A 14,593-nucleotide genomic window follows, 5' to 3' on the forward strand; every position below is an offset into this window, starting at 1 on the left:
CCCGGCAGAAGAGGCGCGATGTGGACAGGCCGGTGACGCGGCTCGACTTCGCGACCGACGACCCCGCCCAGGCACACGACGTGCTGAGCCAGATCTACACCGGCTACCGGTTCCGGATGCACAACGTCCGGCGGGCGTTCAGCTATCGGCAGGAGGCGGTCGGCGCCGGGCCGATGACGCTCGCCCGGGTCCGATACACGATGGACGTCTCCGTGCGGTTCCACACCGCCGGCAACCTCATCTTCGTGGTGCTGGCCGGCGGGCTGCTCGAGACCCGCGACGGGCGCGAGGTGGCGGTCAGCCGCCCCGGCGACGTGCTGCTGCACCGGCCCGGCCGGTCGCTGACCAACCTGTGCAGCGACTTCGACATGTACGGCCTGACCCTGGACGCCGGCCTGGTCGCCGACGCCGCCGCGGCCCGGACGGGAACGGACCGGTCCGCCTTCCGGTTCGACGCCATGACCGCGGCGACACCCCAGTTGGGCCTCTACTGGCGGCACACCATGACCTACCTGTACGAGCTCTTCACCGGCGACCCCGAGCCCCTGCGCAGCCCGCTGGCCGTCAGCGCGGCCGCCGACCTGGCCGCCGCGGCCGCGCTGGTCGCCTTCCCGAACACGGCCATGGCTGCCCCGCACCGCCCGGCCACCGGCCCGGTCCCCCCGGCCGCGGTGCGCCGGGCCGTCTCGTTCATCGAGAGCCACCCGGCCGAGCCCCTGAACGCAAACCGGATAGCCGAGGCCGCCCGCGTCACGCCCCGCGCGCTGCAGGCGGCCTTCCGCCGCCACCTGGACACCACACCGATGGCCTACCTGCGCCGGGTGCGGCTGGACCGGGCCCACCGCGACCTGCTGGCCGCCGACCCCACCGAGGGCGACACGGTGACGGCCACCGCCCGCCGGTGGGGCTACCTGGATTTGAGCCGTTTCGCCGCCGACTACAAGGCCGCGTACGGCCGCACACCCGGGGAAACCCTGCGCCACTGACTTCTACGGCCCGGTGCGGGTCAGGTTGACCAGATTGCCGTCGGGGTCGTGCACGTGCGCGACCCGCTGGCCCCAGGGCATGTCGTTGGGCGGGCCGAGCACCTTCCCGCCGCAGGCCGCCACCCGGTCGAGCAACCCGTCCACGTCACCGACCTCGACGCTCAGGGCGAACCGCGGGGCCGGCGACGTGTCCGCGCCGGGCTCGTTGACCAGGCCCAGGGCCGAGTCGCCGAGCGCGAAGCCGACGTAGAAAACCTCGCCCTCCGCCGGATAGCGCATGGTCTCGACGGCCCCGAACACCCCCTCGTAGAAGGCGCGCAGCCGGTCGAGGTCAGGCGTGCTGAGGAACAACTGGACAGTGGACATGGGGCCTCCCGGGCTCGTGGAACTACTCCATCCCGGGTAGGACCGCGCGGGCGGCCCGGACTCATCGGTTCAGGCCGGTTCGATCGGGAGCCACAGCTCGGTGAGCGCGGTGCTGAAGTCGCCGGCCCGCTCGAGGACGGCGACGATCGACGGGCCCGGGCGCAGACGCCACGGGTTGGACGGGAACCAGTCCGTGGCGGTGGCGGCCCACGTCGACTGCAGCGACTGGGGGTAGGCGCCGCTGCTGCGGAACACCGCCCACTGGCCGGCCGGGACGTCGATCGTGTCCAGCCCGTCCGGGATCGGGGTGTCCGTGGTGACGGCCACGCCGTGCAGGTAGGTCAGCTCGCTGCCCTCGGCGGCGTCCGGAAGGTGGTCGTCGGTGACGGCCAGCAGGCCCGCCGGTTCGGTGTCGGACAGGGCCTTCAACCGGGCGTGCTCGGCCGGCGGCACCGCGGCCACGTGCTGCTGGATGTGGGGATTGACGCCCTCGTGGATGAGCGGGACGCGTACGGCGTGGCCGGTCAGGCGGAACGCGGGGCGTTCGGTGATGCGGGTGTCCATGGGGTTGCTCCCTTCGACGGTCAGGCGGAACCTGAGCTGCGGTTGTGTGCGAAGGGGACCACCGTCGCGGCGTACGTCACCGGGGTTCGCGCCGTGCACGGCCCGGAACGCGCGCCCGAACGCCTCGGCCGAGCCGTAGCCGTAGCGGACCGCGATGGTGAGCAGATCGTCCGCGGCCCGGACGACGTCGGCCGCGGCCACGGTCATCCGGCGCCGGCGCACGTACTCCGACAGCGGCATCCCGGCCAGCGACGAGAACATGCGCCGCAGGTGGTATTCGGTCGTGCCGAGCGACCGGGCCGCCGCGGCCACGTCGAGCTCCTCGCCGAGACGGTGCTCGACCAGCTCGACCAGGCGGTTGAGTTCCGAGATCACGATGGCCTCCCTTCGCGATCAAGCCTGCGGGACCGCACCCGGGCGCCGCCCGACCATCGTGGCCCGATGCGATCAGAAGAGCGTCGTCGGCTGGGGCTCGGGCAGGGGCGTCAGACCGGGCACGAGGGCGGCCACCTCGGCGTGGAAGCGGCGGGCCAGGGCCGGTGCCTCGGCGTTGTCGGGGGTGTGCACGAACACCGTCGGCGAGCGGCCCTCGCGCAGCCAGCGCGCGATCACCGGCAGCCAGCGCTGCCAGCCCTCGACCGTACGGGCGGGGTCGTCGCGGCCGAGATAGCGGATGATCGGGAACTCGGTGAGGGCGTGGGGGCGTACGGGCAGACGGGGTTTCTTCGACCACGCGTCCCGCTCGGCGTCGCTGGTCGGCGGGCTCGCGAACATGACGCTCGTGTCGAAGGGGACCAGCTCGGCGCCGGCCGCGGTCAGCAGCCGCTGCAGGGGACGGGGGTCGTCGGCGAAGGCCGGATGGCGCACCTCGACCGCGTAGCGGTAACCGGCGGGCCGGCGCTGGAGGAAGTCGGCCAGCGCGGGCAGGTCGGAGGGCGCGAACGAGGCCGGAAGCTGGATCCAGAGCGCGTGGATGCGTGAGCCGAGGGGTTCGATCGCGTCGAGGAAGATCCGGCAGGCCTCGTCCCCGCCGGTCTTGAGGCGCTCGTCGTGAGTCACCTTGCGCGGGAACTTGAGGACGAACCGGAAGTCGGCCGCGGTCTGCTCGGCCCACGTCGTCACCGTGTCGCGGGTGGGCGTGGCGTAGAACGTCGTGTTGCCCTCGACCGCGTTGCACCACTCGGCGTACGAGCGCAGCTTTTCGGTCCCCGACACCGGCCACGATTTGTGCGTCCACTGCGCACAGCCCACATGCAGCCGACCGGCCGGCTGCCCCTGTGCCACGCTCACCCGGAAAACCTATCGCGCACCGGCGCCGCCCCGATCACCCGGTGGACGCCCGCGCGACCACCCGCCACGAGTCCTGCTGGGAGGGCGCCGGCTCACCCAGCGCGGCCGCCGCGCACGCCGCGCCCTGCTCGCGCAACGACTGGGCCACGGTGGTCAGGCCGGCCGACCGTGCCAGGGCCGAGTCGTCCCAGCCGGCCACCCGCCCCGACGGCAGCAGCCGCATCGCCGCGTGGGCCATTGGGTCGTTCATCGCCGCGACCGCGTCGGCGTCGGGGGCCGCCTCGAGCAGCAGCGCCATCATCCGGGCGGCCTCGGCCTCGTCGTTGCTGCGGCACACGGCGACGGGCACCGAGGACCAGGCGAGGCCGAGTTCGGCGACCGCCTCGCGGTAGCCTTCCAGCCGGTCGCGGGTCACCGGATAGGCCGCCGAAGCCAGGCCGGTCCGCACGAATGTCTCCCGGCGCCGGTCGACCGGGAAGCTCAGCACCGCGGGCCGTCGCGCTCCGGCGAACACCACCAGCCCCACCGCCCGCGCCGCGGCCCGGTTGTCGATGGCGAACGCGCCCCCGTGGACGACCACCGGCCGCCCGGAACCCCGCGCCGCCTCCAGCACCGGGTCGTCGTCGGTGGTCGTCCACATCACGTAGGCGTCGACGGCCGCCGCGGCCACCCGGTCGCGGTCGTCCTCGCCCGCGCCGGTCGGGACGATCAGCATGCCGTAGCCGCGGTCGGCGCACACCTCGGCGATGCCCGCGAGGAACTCCACCGCCTGCGGGTTGTCGAAGGCGTAGGTCAGGTGCTCGCCCAGCACCACCCCGAGCGTCCGGGTCGCGCCGTAGCGCAGCGAGCGCGCCGACGGATCGGGGCCGCCGTAGCCCAGCCGGGCCGCCGCCGAGAGGACTGCCTCACGTGTCTCGGGCGAGACCCGCTGCGGCCGGTTGTACGTGTACGAAACGGTCATCGGCGACACCCCGGCCGCCCGGGCCACGTCGGCCATGGTCACGCGGCGCCGCTGTTGCATGGCCGGATCCTATCTGTGTAGCGTTACACAATGCTGAAGACGGCGGCTTACGGAGCTCTCGCGGCGTTCGGCGCGTTCTGGGGCACGTGGGGTGCGGCCATCCCCCGCGTACGGGATCAGGCCGCTCTCGACGACGCCCGCCTCGGCACCGCCCTGCTGTTCATCAGCGCCGGCGCCCTGCCCGCGATGCTGCTGACCGGCCGCGCCCTCGACCGCTGGGGTCTGCGCTGCACGGCCTATCTGCTGGTGGCCCTGGGCGCGGCCGGCGTGCTCACCGCCGTCACCGGCCACGGCCTGGTCAGCCTCAGCCTCGGGCTCGTCGCCGTCGGCATGACCAGCGGCGCCGCCGACGTGGCGGCCAACTCGGTCGCGGGCCGGGCCGAGCAGCTCAGCGGCCGCCCGGTCATCACACGGGCGGGCGCCGTCTTCTCGGTCGCGGTCGTCGTCTCCAGCCTGTCCACCGGCGCCGCCTACGCCCTGGGCGCCCCGACCTGGGCCCCGTTCGCCGCCGTCCTCCTGCTCACCGTGGCCGCCGGGGTGGCGATCTACTTCCGCCTCCCCCCGGGCTCCCCGGCCACCGTCCAAGGCGACCCCTCCCCCGGTACGCCGATCTGGCCGCTGCTGCTCGTCGGCGCCCTCGGCGCCCTGGCCTACGCGAGCGAGAACGCGCACCAGAGCTGGAGCGCGGTCTTCATGGAGGACGTCCTCGCGGCCGCGGCCGGGCTCAGCGCGATCGCCCCCGCCGCGTTCGCCGCCGTCGTGGCCGTGACCCGCTTCGCGGTGAGCGCCGTCAGCCCGGCCCACGCCCGCACGGTCGTCGTCAGCGGCTCGATCGTCGCCGCCGCGGGCGCCGCGGTTCTGGGCCACGCGCCGTCGATGCCCGTCGCCCTGGCTGGGCTGGTCCTGGCCGCGGCGGGCACCGCGGCCCTGTTCCCCACCCTGCTCAGCATCGTCTCCCGCAACGTCGCCGAGTCCTCGCGCGGCCGCGCCACCTCGGTCGTCACCGTCGTGTCCTACCTGGGCTTCCTGCTGGGCCCGGTCTACGTCGGCTACTGGTCGGCGGCGACCGGCCTGCGCGGGGCGATGCTGGCCGTGGGGGCGCTCGGGCTGGCCCTGGCGCTGCTGGCGCTGCCCCTGATCCGGCTGAGCCGCTACGCGATCCCGGCGCGCGCATCGGCCGGGGCGGCGCGACCCTGACTCACGACCGGCTGAGCGCCCGCCCCGCCGCGGCGACCAGCACGGAGGCGAACACCCAGCCGCTCACGATCAGGGCCACCGCGACCACCTTGTCCACGCCCACCGGGTCCCACGCCTTCTCGTGGCCCAGGTCGACCAGCGGCACCAGCAGGTCCAGCGTGTAGAGGAACGGGTCCCACACCGGGTGCTCGTCCGCTTTGACCGGGCACAGGCCGGCGGCCCCGGCGCAGGACGCCGCCGCGGCGAACCAGGCGGTCCCGGCCAGCAGCAGGGCGGCGAAGACGGCCGCGGCCCGGCCGGGCTGGTAGCCGTACCCGATGGAAACGTCCTGAACCAGGCCCCAGAGCCGCCCGGGCAGCCCGCCGGCCCGGGACTCGCGGCGCAGCTTCTCGCGCAGCACCCGGCGCGCGTCCCGCTCACGCCCGGCGGCCCGGTAGGCGGCGGCCAGTTGCTCGTACGGCTGCGGCTCCACCGACGGGGTGGCCCGGCGCAGCACCTCCAGCCGCTCCGCGACCGGGACGTCCCGCCGCAGCTGCCGATAGGCGAAGCCGGTCAGCACCGGCCGCTCGGGCCAGGCCGTCGCGGAGTCGGCCAGCACCTCGACGGTGGCGTGCCGAAGGTCGACGTCGCCGGGCGGGGTTGCGCACTCCAGCAGCAGCTCGAACGCGACGAGCCCGTCCGCCTTGAGCGACACACCCTCGTCCACGCCGAGCTGTGTGTCGCGCAGGACGACGGTGCCGCCGACCCGGGTGCCCCGCATCGTGACCAGGCCGTCGAAGTGCGCGCCGGCCAGCACGCAGTCGCCCCGCATCTCGGCCCGCGACGCCTGCAAGCCGCCGGCCGTGAGCCCGCTCGCGTGCAGACCGGCGTGCAGATCCGCGCCCTGCAGGTTGACGGTTCCGGCCACCCGGGCCTGGGCCAGCACCACCGACCCGGCGACGGTCAGGTTCCACCCGCCCAGCTCCCCCAGCTCGGCGCCGGGCAGTTCGAGAGGGCCGTCCACGGTGGCCGCGGGCAGGTTGAGGGCGCCCGCCAGCCGGAAACCGCCGGTGCCGTACAGGCCGCGGGTGGTGAGGCTGGGCCCGTGCAGCAGATCGCCGGTCGCCTCGGACACCAGGAGCATGCCGTCGATCCGGGCCAGCCCCAGCAGCAGCGCGCCCCGCCAGGTCAGCCCGGCCGCGGTGAGGTCGCCGCCGATCCGGGCGCCGCGCGCGTCGACGGCCAGATATCGGGGCGGAACCGCGTCGCCGGGGGTCAGGGCCAGGGGCCGGAAGCCGGACGGGGTGATGCCGGCGCCCCCCAGATCGAGCTGAGCGCCGACGACGGCGTCCCGCAGGGCGAGCGTGCCCGAGAGCACCGAGCCGGTGAGGGTCAGGTCGCGCGCCACCTGCAGCCGGTCGGCGTGCAGGCCGGGCAGGCGGCATCCGGTCAGCCGCAACGCGGGGACGGTCAGCCCCTCCAGGTCCGGGGCGTCGGCGAACGTGCAGTCGTCGAACGTGACCGGATGGTCGAGGACGAGGTCGGCCAGGTCGAGGACGCCCGTGACGGTCGCCCCGCGCAGCCGGACGGGCGCGGCGGATTCCCGCAGGAGGCCGCGCAGCTCGCCGGCGTGGGTCACGGTCACCCGATCATTGTGGACGACGGGACCTTCGTGATAGACCAGCATCACTGTAATGAGGTCGTAAGGAAGCCGAAACAAAGGGAGTCCGCATGACCACGCCGATCAGTCGTCGCACCGTTCTGGCCGCGGGCGCGGGCGCCGCCGCGGGTCTCGCCCTCCCGGTCACCGCCGCTCACGCCGGCGGTTCCTCGTCCAAAGTCAGGGTCGGCTTCCGGCTCGACGCCGAGGTGCTCGACGGCGGCGAACAGGTCACCTCGGTCACGCTGCACACCGCCCGGCTCGGCCGCATCGATCCGGCCGCCCTGACGACCGGCACGTTCACCGTGCACGCCAAGGCGACCAGCCCGATCCCGATCGCTCCGGGCGACCAGATCTACAGCGAGTACGACCTGGACCGCGCGGTCACCGCGGCCCGGCTCGACCGGCACGGCAACATCGTGCTCGACCTGGCCACCGCGGAAGGCCAGGTGGGCGGGGGCACGCTCGGCTACATCGCGAGCCGGGGCCGCAACGTCCGGCTGAACCTGGTCTATACGATCACCCAGAACGCCCCCCTGGTGCTGCGCGGCGGCCGGCCGGTCACGATCACCGAGTTCCGCCAGGGCCGGCTGTCCAACCCCGAGGTGGAGGCGTTCGGCTACGGCGTCTCCCGGTCGGGCATGAAGTACCGCCTGTTCGAACCGCGCGCGCACGGCCGCCGCCCGCTGGTGGTGTGGCTGCACGGCGGCGGCGAGGGCGCGTCGCTGCCCGACAACTACTACGACAACGAGAGCCAGCTGCGGGCCAACCGCGGCGCCCTCGGTTTCGCCACCCGCGAGGCGCAGCACATCTTCGGCGGGGCCTACGTCGTGGCCCCGCAGAGCCAGTCCTTCTGGATGGAGGACGGCCCCCGTTTCGCGCCGCAGATCCGGCAGATCGTGGCCGACGTGGTCCGCCGGCACAACGTCGACCCCTCACGCATCTACGTCGTCGGCTGCAGCAACGGCGGCTACATGAGCATGGAGATGACGGTCACCTACCCGTCGCTGTTCGCCGCCTCGGTGCCGATCTGCGGCGTGGTGCAGTCGCTGCAGCCCAACGGCCCGCGCCTGATCACCGACGCCGAACTGGCCGCGATCCGGACCCCGACCTGGCTGGTCACCTCGCGCGACGACACCACGGTCCCGCCCGAGCCCAACACCATCCACGCCCACGACCTGATCCCCGGATCCTTCCTGACCCTGTACGACCACGTCGTCTGGAACGGCCACCAGTTCGCCGGCCACTGGTCCTGGATCTACGTGGCCCGCAACGACCCCGCCCGCAACGGTCAGCACATCTGGCAGTGGATGGCCCGGCAGCGACGCTGACCCGCCCGGAGACATCGATGCGTAAAGAAGTGACCGTGGGGGAACAGCGGGCGGGTGACAACTGACGACCGGCCCGCACCGCTGATCCGACCGCCGAAGCTGCGTACGGAGAAGGAGCGCGGCGCCTCCCGGCTCGAGCTCTTCTTCGACCTGGCGTACGTGCTGGTGGTGGATCAGCTGGCCCGCTCGTTCGCGGGGGATCTCAGCCTGCGCGGCGCCTCGGTCTTCGCGGCGCTGCTCGTCGTGACCTGGTGGTCGTGGGTGACCACCACCCTGTACGCCAACCGGTTCGACACCAACGACGTCATCTACCGGCTGGCCAAGCTGGGCGCGGCGGGCGCGGTGATCGGCATGGCGGCGTCGGCGCAGGCCGCGACGGGCAGCGAGGGCACGCAGTTCGCCATCTGCTATCTCGCCACCCGGGTCATCCTTCTGCTCCTGTACGCCCGCGCCTGGCGCCACGTGCCCGACGCGCGGCACACGATCGTCATCTACATCACCGGCGCGGCGGCGGCCACCGTGCTCTGGGCGGCGTCGCTGCCTCTGCACGGCTGGCCGCGCTACCTGCTGTGGGGCGCCGGCATCCTGGTCGAGGCGGTCGCACCGCTGATCGCCACCCGGCTCGGCGACAACACGCCGCTGCACCTCGACCACCTGCCCGACCGTTTCGCCCTGTTCGTGATCCTGGTGCTGGGCGAGTCGGTGCGCTCGGTCGCCGTCGGCGTGCACGAGCAGCACTGGGTGGCGTCCTCGGTGGTGTCCGGGGTGGTGGCGTTCGCCGCCGTCGCGGGCCTGTGGTGGATCTACTTCGACCTGGGTGGGGCGGCCGGCAAACGCCAGCTGGTCGAGGACGGCGAGGACGTGGAGAACGGCGTGGCCGACGCGTACCTCTACGGCCATCTGCCCCTGATCATCGGCCTGGCCATCGCCGCCGTGGGCATCGAGCAGTTCATCACCCACCCGGCGGGCGCCCTCGACTCGTCCGGGCGCTGGGCCCTGCACGGCGGCGTGGCCCTCTATCTGGCCGGCCTGGCCGTGGTCATGTGGGGCACGTCGGGCCGCTGGCGGTCGGCCTGGCCCTGGCCCACGGCGGTGATCCCGTTCGTCGCCGTCCTCGGCTTCTTCGAGTCCCTCGACCCGATTCTGGCCGTCATCGCCGTGACCGCCCTGCTGATCGCCACGGTGCTTGCCGGCATGTGGCAACAGCGCCACGGAGCCCTGCGAACCACCGAGGCCTGACAAAAAGATCGTCGCACCACCGAGGCCTGAGGAAAAGATCGGGCGCCCGCCGCTCACGGGGGAAGCGGCGGGCGCCCGACGCCCCTTGCGAGAAAAGATCAGAGCCGGTTGGAGGCCTCGGTCAGCACCGAGCGCAGGATCTGCTCGATCTCGGCGAACTGAGCCTCGCCGGCGATCAGCGGCGGCGCCAGCTGGATGACCGGGTCGCCGCGGTCGTCGGCCCGGCAGTAGAGGCCGGCCTCGAACAGCGCCGAGGACAGGAAGCCACGCAGCAGACGCTCCGACTCGTCCTCGTTGAACGTCTCCTTGGTCGCCTTGTCCTTGACCAGTTCGATGCCGAAGAAGTAGCCGTCACCGCGGACGTCGCCGACGATCGGCAGGTCGGTCAGGCGGTCGAGGTAGGACCGGAACAGATCGGTGTTGTCGCGCACGTGCCCGTTCAGATTCTCGCGCTCCATGATGTCCAGGTTGGCCAGCGCCACCGCCGAGCCGACCGGGTGGCCGCCGTACGTGATGCCGTGCGCGAACCAGTTGGTGCCCTCGAGGAACGGCTCGGCCAGCCGGTCCGACGCGATCATCGCCCCGAGCGGAACGTAACCGCTGGTCAGGCCCTTGGCCACGGTGATGATGTCGGGCGTGTACCCGTAACGCCGGCCGCCGAAGTACTCGCCCAGCCGGCCGAAGCCGCTGATCACGTCGTCCGAGACCATCAGCACGTCGTACCGGTCGCAGATCTCGCGGACCCGCTGGAAGTAGCCGGGCGGGGGCGGGAAGCAGCCGCCCGCGTTCTGCACCGGCTCGAGGAACACCGCGGCCACCGTCTCGGGGCCCTCGAACTCGATGGCCTCGGCGATGCGGTCGGCCGCCCACACGCCGAACTCCTCGAGCGACATGCGCTCGTCGGGGCGGCGGTAGTAGTTGGTGTTGGGCACCCGGAACGTCGAGGGCACCAGCGGCTCGAAGTCCTGCTTGAGGGCGGGGATGCCGGTGATCGACAGGGCGCCCATCGAGGTGCCGTGGTAGGCGATCGCGCGGGACAGCACCTTGGTCTTGGTCGGCTTGCCGGTCCGCTTGAAGTAGGAGCGGGCCAGCTTCCACGCCGACTCGACGGCCTCGGAGCCGCCGGTGGTGAAGAAGACCCGGTTCAGGTCGCCCGGGGTCAGGTCGGCCAGCCGGGCCGCCAGCTCGACGGCCTTGGGGTGCGCGTACGACCAGATCGGGAAGTAGGCCAGCTCACCGGCCTGCTTGGCGGCCGCCTCGGCCAGCTCCTGACGGCCGTGGCCGGTCTGCACGACGAACAGCGCGGACAGGCCGTCGAGGTAGCGCCGGCCGGCGGAGTCCCAGATGTAGCAGCCGTCGCCGCGCACGATCATGGGGACGTCGGCCTTCTGATAGGACGACAGCCGGGTGAAGTGCATCCACAGATGGTCGCGGGCGGCGCCGGACAGCTTCTCGTAGTCGGGTGACTGAAGGTCGGTCAACGGGGGGCTCCTGAACTTTTACTGAACGACGGAGAAGGCTTGTTCGAGCAACGTGAGTCCGCGATCGAGCTCGTCGTCGGAGATAATCAGCGGCGGCAGCAGCCGGATCACGTTGCCGTAGGTGCCGCAGGTGAGCAGGAGCAGGCCCAGCTCGTGCGCGGTCCGGGCGACCGCGGCGGTGGCTGCGGCGTCCGGCGCCGGGCCTGCCGGGCCGTCCTCGCCGGGTATCACGACCTCGAGGGCGAGCATCGCGCCGCGTCCGCGCACCTCGGCGATCGCGGGATGCTTGGCCGCGAGAGCCTCCAGGCGGGGCCGCGCGATCGACTCGATGCGGAGGGCGGCGGCGGCCAGATCGAGTTCCCGCATGGTCTCGATCGAGGCGAGCGCGGCGGCGCAGGCGATCGGGTTCCCCCCGTACGTGCCCCCGAGCCCGCCCGGGTGCACGGCGTCCATGATCTCGGCGCGTCCGGTGACCGCGGCCAGCGGCAGCCCGCCGGCGATGCCCTTGGCCGTGGTGATCAGATCCGGTTCGACACCCTCGTGCGACGAGGCGAACCATTCCCCCGTACGGCAGAAGCCCGTCTGGATCTCGTCGGCGATGAACACCGCGCCGGCCGCCTTGCTCCAGGCCGCGATGGCCGGCAGGAACCCGTCGGCGGGCACGACGAAACCGCCCTCGCCCTGGATCGGCTCGATCAGCACGGCGGCGACGTTGCTCGCGCCCACCGTCTTCTCGATCTGCCCGATCGCGTACGCCGCCGCCTCGGCCCCGCCGCGGCCGTCGCGCAGCGGGTAGGACATCGGCACGCGGTAGATCTCTCCGGCGAACGGGCCGAAGCCCTGCTTGTACGGCATGACCTTGGCGGTGAGCGCCATCGTCAGGTTCGTGCGGCCGTGGTAGGCGTGGTCGAACACGACGACGGCCTGACGCCCGGTGGCGTGCCGCGCGATCTTCACCGCGTTCTCGACCGCCTCGGCGCCCGAGTTGAACAGGGCCGAGCGCTTCTCGAAGTCACCCGGAGTGAGCGCCGCCAGCTCCTCGCACACCGCGACGTACTGCTCGTACGGGGCGATCATGAAGCAGGTATGGGTGAAACGCTCGACCTGAGCCTGCACCGCCGCGACGACCCGGGGGGCGGCGTTGCCGACGTTGGTGACGGCGATCCCCGCCGCGAAGTCGATCCACTCGCGGCCGTCCACATCGGTCATCGTGCCGCCGGCGGCGCTGCTCACGTAGGACGGGACCATGCTGCTGACCCCGCGGGCGACGACCGCGGCCCGGCGCTTGTGCAACTCGGCCGACGTGGGCATGGCTCAACTCCTTCGGGCTTGTGGCCCCGATCATTTCACTGATTCCGTCGCATGCAAGAGGCCCGACAACTATTTCCGTGTTACGTCTGCGGGTAGGGTCCGGGCCGTGATCCCCTTCTACGTTGCCGGGAAGCCGGCCAGCAGCGCGGACGTCCTCACCGTGCGTCACCCGTACGACACGCAGGTGGTCGGCGAGACGTCGAACGCCACCGCCGAGCAGGTCGAGGAGGCGGTGGCGGCGGCCGTGTCGGCCACCGGCCCGGCCGCCGCCCTGTCCGCCGCCGACCGGGCCGGCGCCCTCGACGAGATCAGCCGGCAGATCGGCCGCCGCGCCGCCGAGTTCGCGGCCCTGATCACCGCCGAGAACGGCAAGCCGGTCAAGTGGGCCCGGGCCGAGGTCGCGCGGGCCGTGTCCACGTTCCGCTGGGCCGCCGAGGAGGCCCGCCGGTTCTCCGGCGAGCTGCAGCGCCTGGACACCGATCCCGCCGCGGCCGGCCGGATCGCTCTGGTCCGCCGGGTGCCGCGCGGGCCCGTGCTGGGCATCGCGCCGTTCAACTTCCCGCTCAACCTGGTCGCCCACAAGGTCGCGCCGGCCCTGGCCGTCGGCGCGCCGATCATCTGCAAGCCGGCGCCCGCCACTCCCCTGACGGCCCTGCTGCTGGGCGAGATCCTGGCCGGCCTCGACCTCCCGTACGGGATGTTCTCGGTTCTGCCGCTGCCCAACGAGCGCACCGCCGAGCTGGTCAAGGACCCGCGGCTGCCGGTGGTGTCGTTCACCGGCAGCGGCCCGGTCGGCGCGCTGATCCAGGACGCCGCGCCCCGCAAGCACGTGACGCTCGAGCTCGGCGGCAACGCGGCCGCGCTGGTCGCCGCGGACTGGGACGACCTCGCGTTCGCGGCCCGGCGGATCGCCACGTTCGGCAACTACCAGGCCGGCCAGAGCTGCATCGCCGTGCAGCGGGTCTTCGTGCACCGCTCGCATCTGGAAGCGTTCACCCCGCTGCTGCTGGAGGCCGTGTCGGCCCTGCGTACGGGCGATCCGCGCGACGAGGCCACGGACGTCGGACCGGTGATCGACTCGCGGGCCGCCGACCGCATCGAGCAGTGGATCGCCGAGGCCGTGACGAGCGGCGCCCGCGTCCTGACCGGCGGCGCCCGGACGGGCACCACGATCGCCCCCACGGTGCTGACCGACGTGCCCGCCGACGCCAAGGTCTGCGCCGACGAGGTCTTCGGCCCGGTGCTGGTGCTCACCGCGGTCGACTCCGACGAGGCCGGCCTGGACGCGATCAACGACTCCGCGTACGGCTTGCAGGCCGGCGTCTTCACCCGCCGCCTGGACCTGGCCTTCGAGGCGTCGCGCCGCCTGCAGGTGGGCGGCGTCATCATCGGCGACGTCCCCAGCTTCCGGGCCGACCAGATGCCGTACGGCGGGGTGAAGGCCAGCGGTTCCGGCCGGGAGGGCGTGGCCAGCGCGATGGACGATTACACCGAGCCCCGCGTCATGGTCCTGACCGGACTGGCCCTCTGACTCACACCTTCAAAAGGTCGACGTCGTAGAGGCTCATCGCGGCATCCCGGGAGGCCAGCGTCAGGCCGTCGACCGAGGCCTGCGCGACGAGCATGCGGTCGAACGGATCGCGGTGGTGCGGGGGAAGCCGCCCCGCCGCGATCGCGTGCCGGTGGGTGACGCCGAGCTCGCGGAAACCGAGACCGGCGATCCGCTCGGCCAGGTCGGCCGGGCCGCCGAGCTTGCCCGCCGCCTGTTTGATCGTGATCTCCCACAGCGACACCGGGGACAGATGGACGTCGGGGTCGTGCCGCAGACGGTCCAGGAACTCCGCGCTCAGCGTCGCGTCGCCGGTGATGGCCCACAGCGCGACATGCGTGTCGAGCAGGAGACTCATCCGCCGATCCCGAAATCGCCGGCGACCTCGGCGTTCGTCTCGGGCGAGTCCCAGTCGCCGGAGAGGTCGACCTGCCCGGCGAGAGAGCCGATGCCGGTGCGATTGACGCGGCGCACGAGCGGCACCACCTTGGCCACGGGCACACCGGCCCGGTCAATGATGATCTCTTCGCCCTGTTCCACACGCTCGATGATGCGAGACAGATGAGTCTTGGCCTCGTGCATGTTGAAGTGGACCTCACCCTGGGCGAAATGGGAAAAC

14 protein-coding genes are annotated in these 14,593 nt (G+C 72.7%); 5 read left to right on the plus strand and 9 right to left on the minus strand.

Going from position 1 to position 14,593, the window contains the following annotated elements; translation table 11 throughout:
* Positions 1-32: 32 nt before the first annotated feature.
* Positions 33-986, plus strand: a complete 954-nt coding sequence (locus ACZ3I4_RS36610; protein ID WP_465386682.1) for an AraC family transcriptional regulator — start codon at positions 33-35, stop codon at positions 984-986.
* A gap of 3 nt (positions 987-989) precedes the next feature.
* Here the strand turns inward: ACZ3I4_RS36610 and ACZ3I4_RS36615 are convergent, their stop codons facing one another.
* From ACZ3I4_RS36615 to ACZ3I4_RS36630, 4 genes are all read right to left on the minus strand, one after another.
* Positions 990-1,352, minus strand: coding sequence for a VOC family protein (locus ACZ3I4_RS36615; RefSeq protein ID WP_465386683.1), 363 nt, complete (start codon positions 1,350-1,352; stop codon positions 990-992).
* 69 nt (positions 1,353-1,421) lie between these two features.
* On the minus strand, positions 1,422-2,291 hold the full coding sequence (locus tag ACZ3I4_RS36620; RefSeq protein WP_465386684.1) for an AraC family transcriptional regulator: 870 nt from the start codon (positions 2,289-2,291) through the stop codon (positions 1,422-1,424).
* A 72-nt stretch (positions 2,292-2,363) separates the two neighbouring features.
* On the minus strand, positions 2,364-3,206 hold the full coding sequence (locus tag ACZ3I4_RS36625; protein WP_465386685.1) for a DUF72 domain-containing protein: 843 nt from the start codon (positions 3,204-3,206) through the stop codon (positions 2,364-2,366).
* Between the two features lie 34 nt (positions 3,207-3,240).
* Entirely contained in the window at positions 3,241-4,227 is a 987-nt protein-coding gene (locus ACZ3I4_RS36630; RefSeq protein WP_465386686.1) for a LacI family DNA-binding transcriptional regulator, read from the minus strand.
* Positions 4,228-4,257: 30 nt separating this feature from the next.
* Here ACZ3I4_RS36630 and ACZ3I4_RS36635 point away from each other — a divergent pair, with 30 nt between their 5' ends.
* Positions 4,258-5,424 (plus strand): MFS transporter, encoded by a 1,167-nt coding sequence (locus tag ACZ3I4_RS36635; RefSeq protein ID WP_465386687.1) that lies wholly within the window; start codon positions 4,258-4,260, stop codon positions 5,422-5,424.
* Position 5,425: 1 nt separating this feature from the next.
* Here ACZ3I4_RS36635 and ACZ3I4_RS36640 read toward each other — a convergent pair whose 3' ends face one another.
* Complete coding sequence (locus ACZ3I4_RS36640) at positions 5,426-7,048, minus strand: hypothetical protein (protein ID WP_465386688.1); 1,623 nt, start codon at positions 7,046-7,048, stop codon at positions 5,426-5,428.
* 86 nt (positions 7,049-7,134) lie between these two features.
* Between ACZ3I4_RS36640 and ACZ3I4_RS36645 the strand changes: the two genes are divergently transcribed.
* Both ACZ3I4_RS36645 and ACZ3I4_RS36650 read left to right on the plus strand, forming a co-directional pair.
* The gene (locus ACZ3I4_RS36645; protein ID WP_465386689.1) at positions 7,135-8,394 is read left to right on the plus strand and encodes a prolyl oligopeptidase family serine peptidase; all 1,260 of its coding nucleotides are present in this window, start codon (positions 7,135-7,137) and stop codon (positions 8,392-8,394) included.
* Between the two features lie 54 nt (positions 8,395-8,448).
* Positions 8,449-9,633, plus strand: a complete 1,185-nt coding sequence (locus ACZ3I4_RS36650) for a low temperature requirement protein A (protein WP_465386690.1) — start codon at positions 8,449-8,451, stop codon at positions 9,631-9,633.
* Between the two features lie 98 nt (positions 9,634-9,731).
* Here the strand turns inward: ACZ3I4_RS36650 and ACZ3I4_RS36655 are convergent, their stop codons facing one another.
* Both ACZ3I4_RS36655 and gabT read right to left on the minus strand, forming a co-directional pair.
* Positions 9,732-11,114, minus strand: coding sequence for an aspartate aminotransferase family protein (locus tag ACZ3I4_RS36655; protein ID WP_465386691.1), 1,383 nt, complete (start codon positions 11,112-11,114; stop codon positions 9,732-9,734).
* Positions 11,115-11,132: 18 nt separating this feature from the next.
* Positions 11,133-12,425 carry a 4-aminobutyrate--2-oxoglutarate transaminase gene (gabT, locus tag ACZ3I4_RS36660; protein WP_465386692.1) on the minus strand — a complete coding sequence of 431 codons (1,293 nt, stop codon included), beginning with the start codon at positions 12,423-12,425 and terminating at the stop codon, positions 11,133-11,135.
* A gap of 106 nt (positions 12,426-12,531) precedes the next feature.
* Here gabT and ACZ3I4_RS36665 point away from each other — a divergent pair, with 106 nt between their 5' ends.
* Positions 12,532-13,956, plus strand: a complete 1,425-nt coding sequence (locus ACZ3I4_RS36665) for an aldehyde dehydrogenase family protein (protein ID WP_465386693.1) — start codon at positions 12,532-12,534, stop codon at positions 13,954-13,956.
* Position 13,957: 1 nt separating this feature from the next.
* On the opposite strand, the gene ACZ3I4_RS36670 is transcribed toward ACZ3I4_RS36665, so the two are convergent.
* Both ACZ3I4_RS36670 and ACZ3I4_RS36675 read right to left on the minus strand, forming a co-directional pair.
* A complete protein-coding gene (locus ACZ3I4_RS36670) occupies positions 13,958-14,332 on the minus strand; it encodes a type II toxin-antitoxin system VapC family toxin (RefSeq protein WP_465386694.1) in 375 nt (124 codons plus the stop codon).
* Complete coding sequence (locus ACZ3I4_RS36675; protein ID WP_465386842.1) at positions 14,329-14,556, minus strand: type II toxin-antitoxin system Phd/YefM family antitoxin; 228 nt, start codon at positions 14,554-14,556, stop codon at positions 14,329-14,331. Before ACZ3I4_RS36675 ends, ACZ3I4_RS36670 begins: the two co-directional genes overlap by 4 nt.
* Positions 14,557-14,593 lie beyond the last annotated feature (37 nt).

It is taken from the genome of Actinoplanes sp. NPDC021490, from assembly GCF_055562135.1.

Coding starts and splice junctions, on each gene's coding strand:
- ACZ3I4_RS36675 (WP_465386842.1), bottom strand. CDS start 14,556: ATGCACGAGGCCAAGACTCATCTGTCTCGCATCATCGAGCGTGTGGAA.
- ACZ3I4_RS36645 (WP_465386689.1), top strand. CDS start 7,135: ATGACCACGCCGATCAGTCGTCGCACCGTTCTGGCCGCGGGCGCGGGC.
- ACZ3I4_RS36670 (WP_465386694.1), bottom strand. CDS start 14,332: ATGAGTCTCCTGCTCGACACGCATGTCGCGCTGTGGGCCATCACCGGC.
- ACZ3I4_RS36615 (WP_465386683.1), bottom strand. CDS start 1,352: ATGTCCACTGTCCAGTTGTTCCTCAGCACGCCTGACCTCGACCGGCTG.
- gabT (WP_465386692.1), bottom strand. CDS start 12,425: ATGCCCACGTCGGCCGAGTTGCACAAGCGCCGGGCCGCGGTCGTCGCC.
- ACZ3I4_RS36635 (WP_465386687.1), top strand. CDS start 4,258: ATGCTGAAGACGGCGGCTTACGGAGCTCTCGCGGCGTTCGGCGCGTTC.
- ACZ3I4_RS36630 (WP_465386686.1), bottom strand. CDS start 4,227: ATGCAACAGCGGCGCCGCGTGACCATGGCCGACGTGGCCCGGGCGGCC.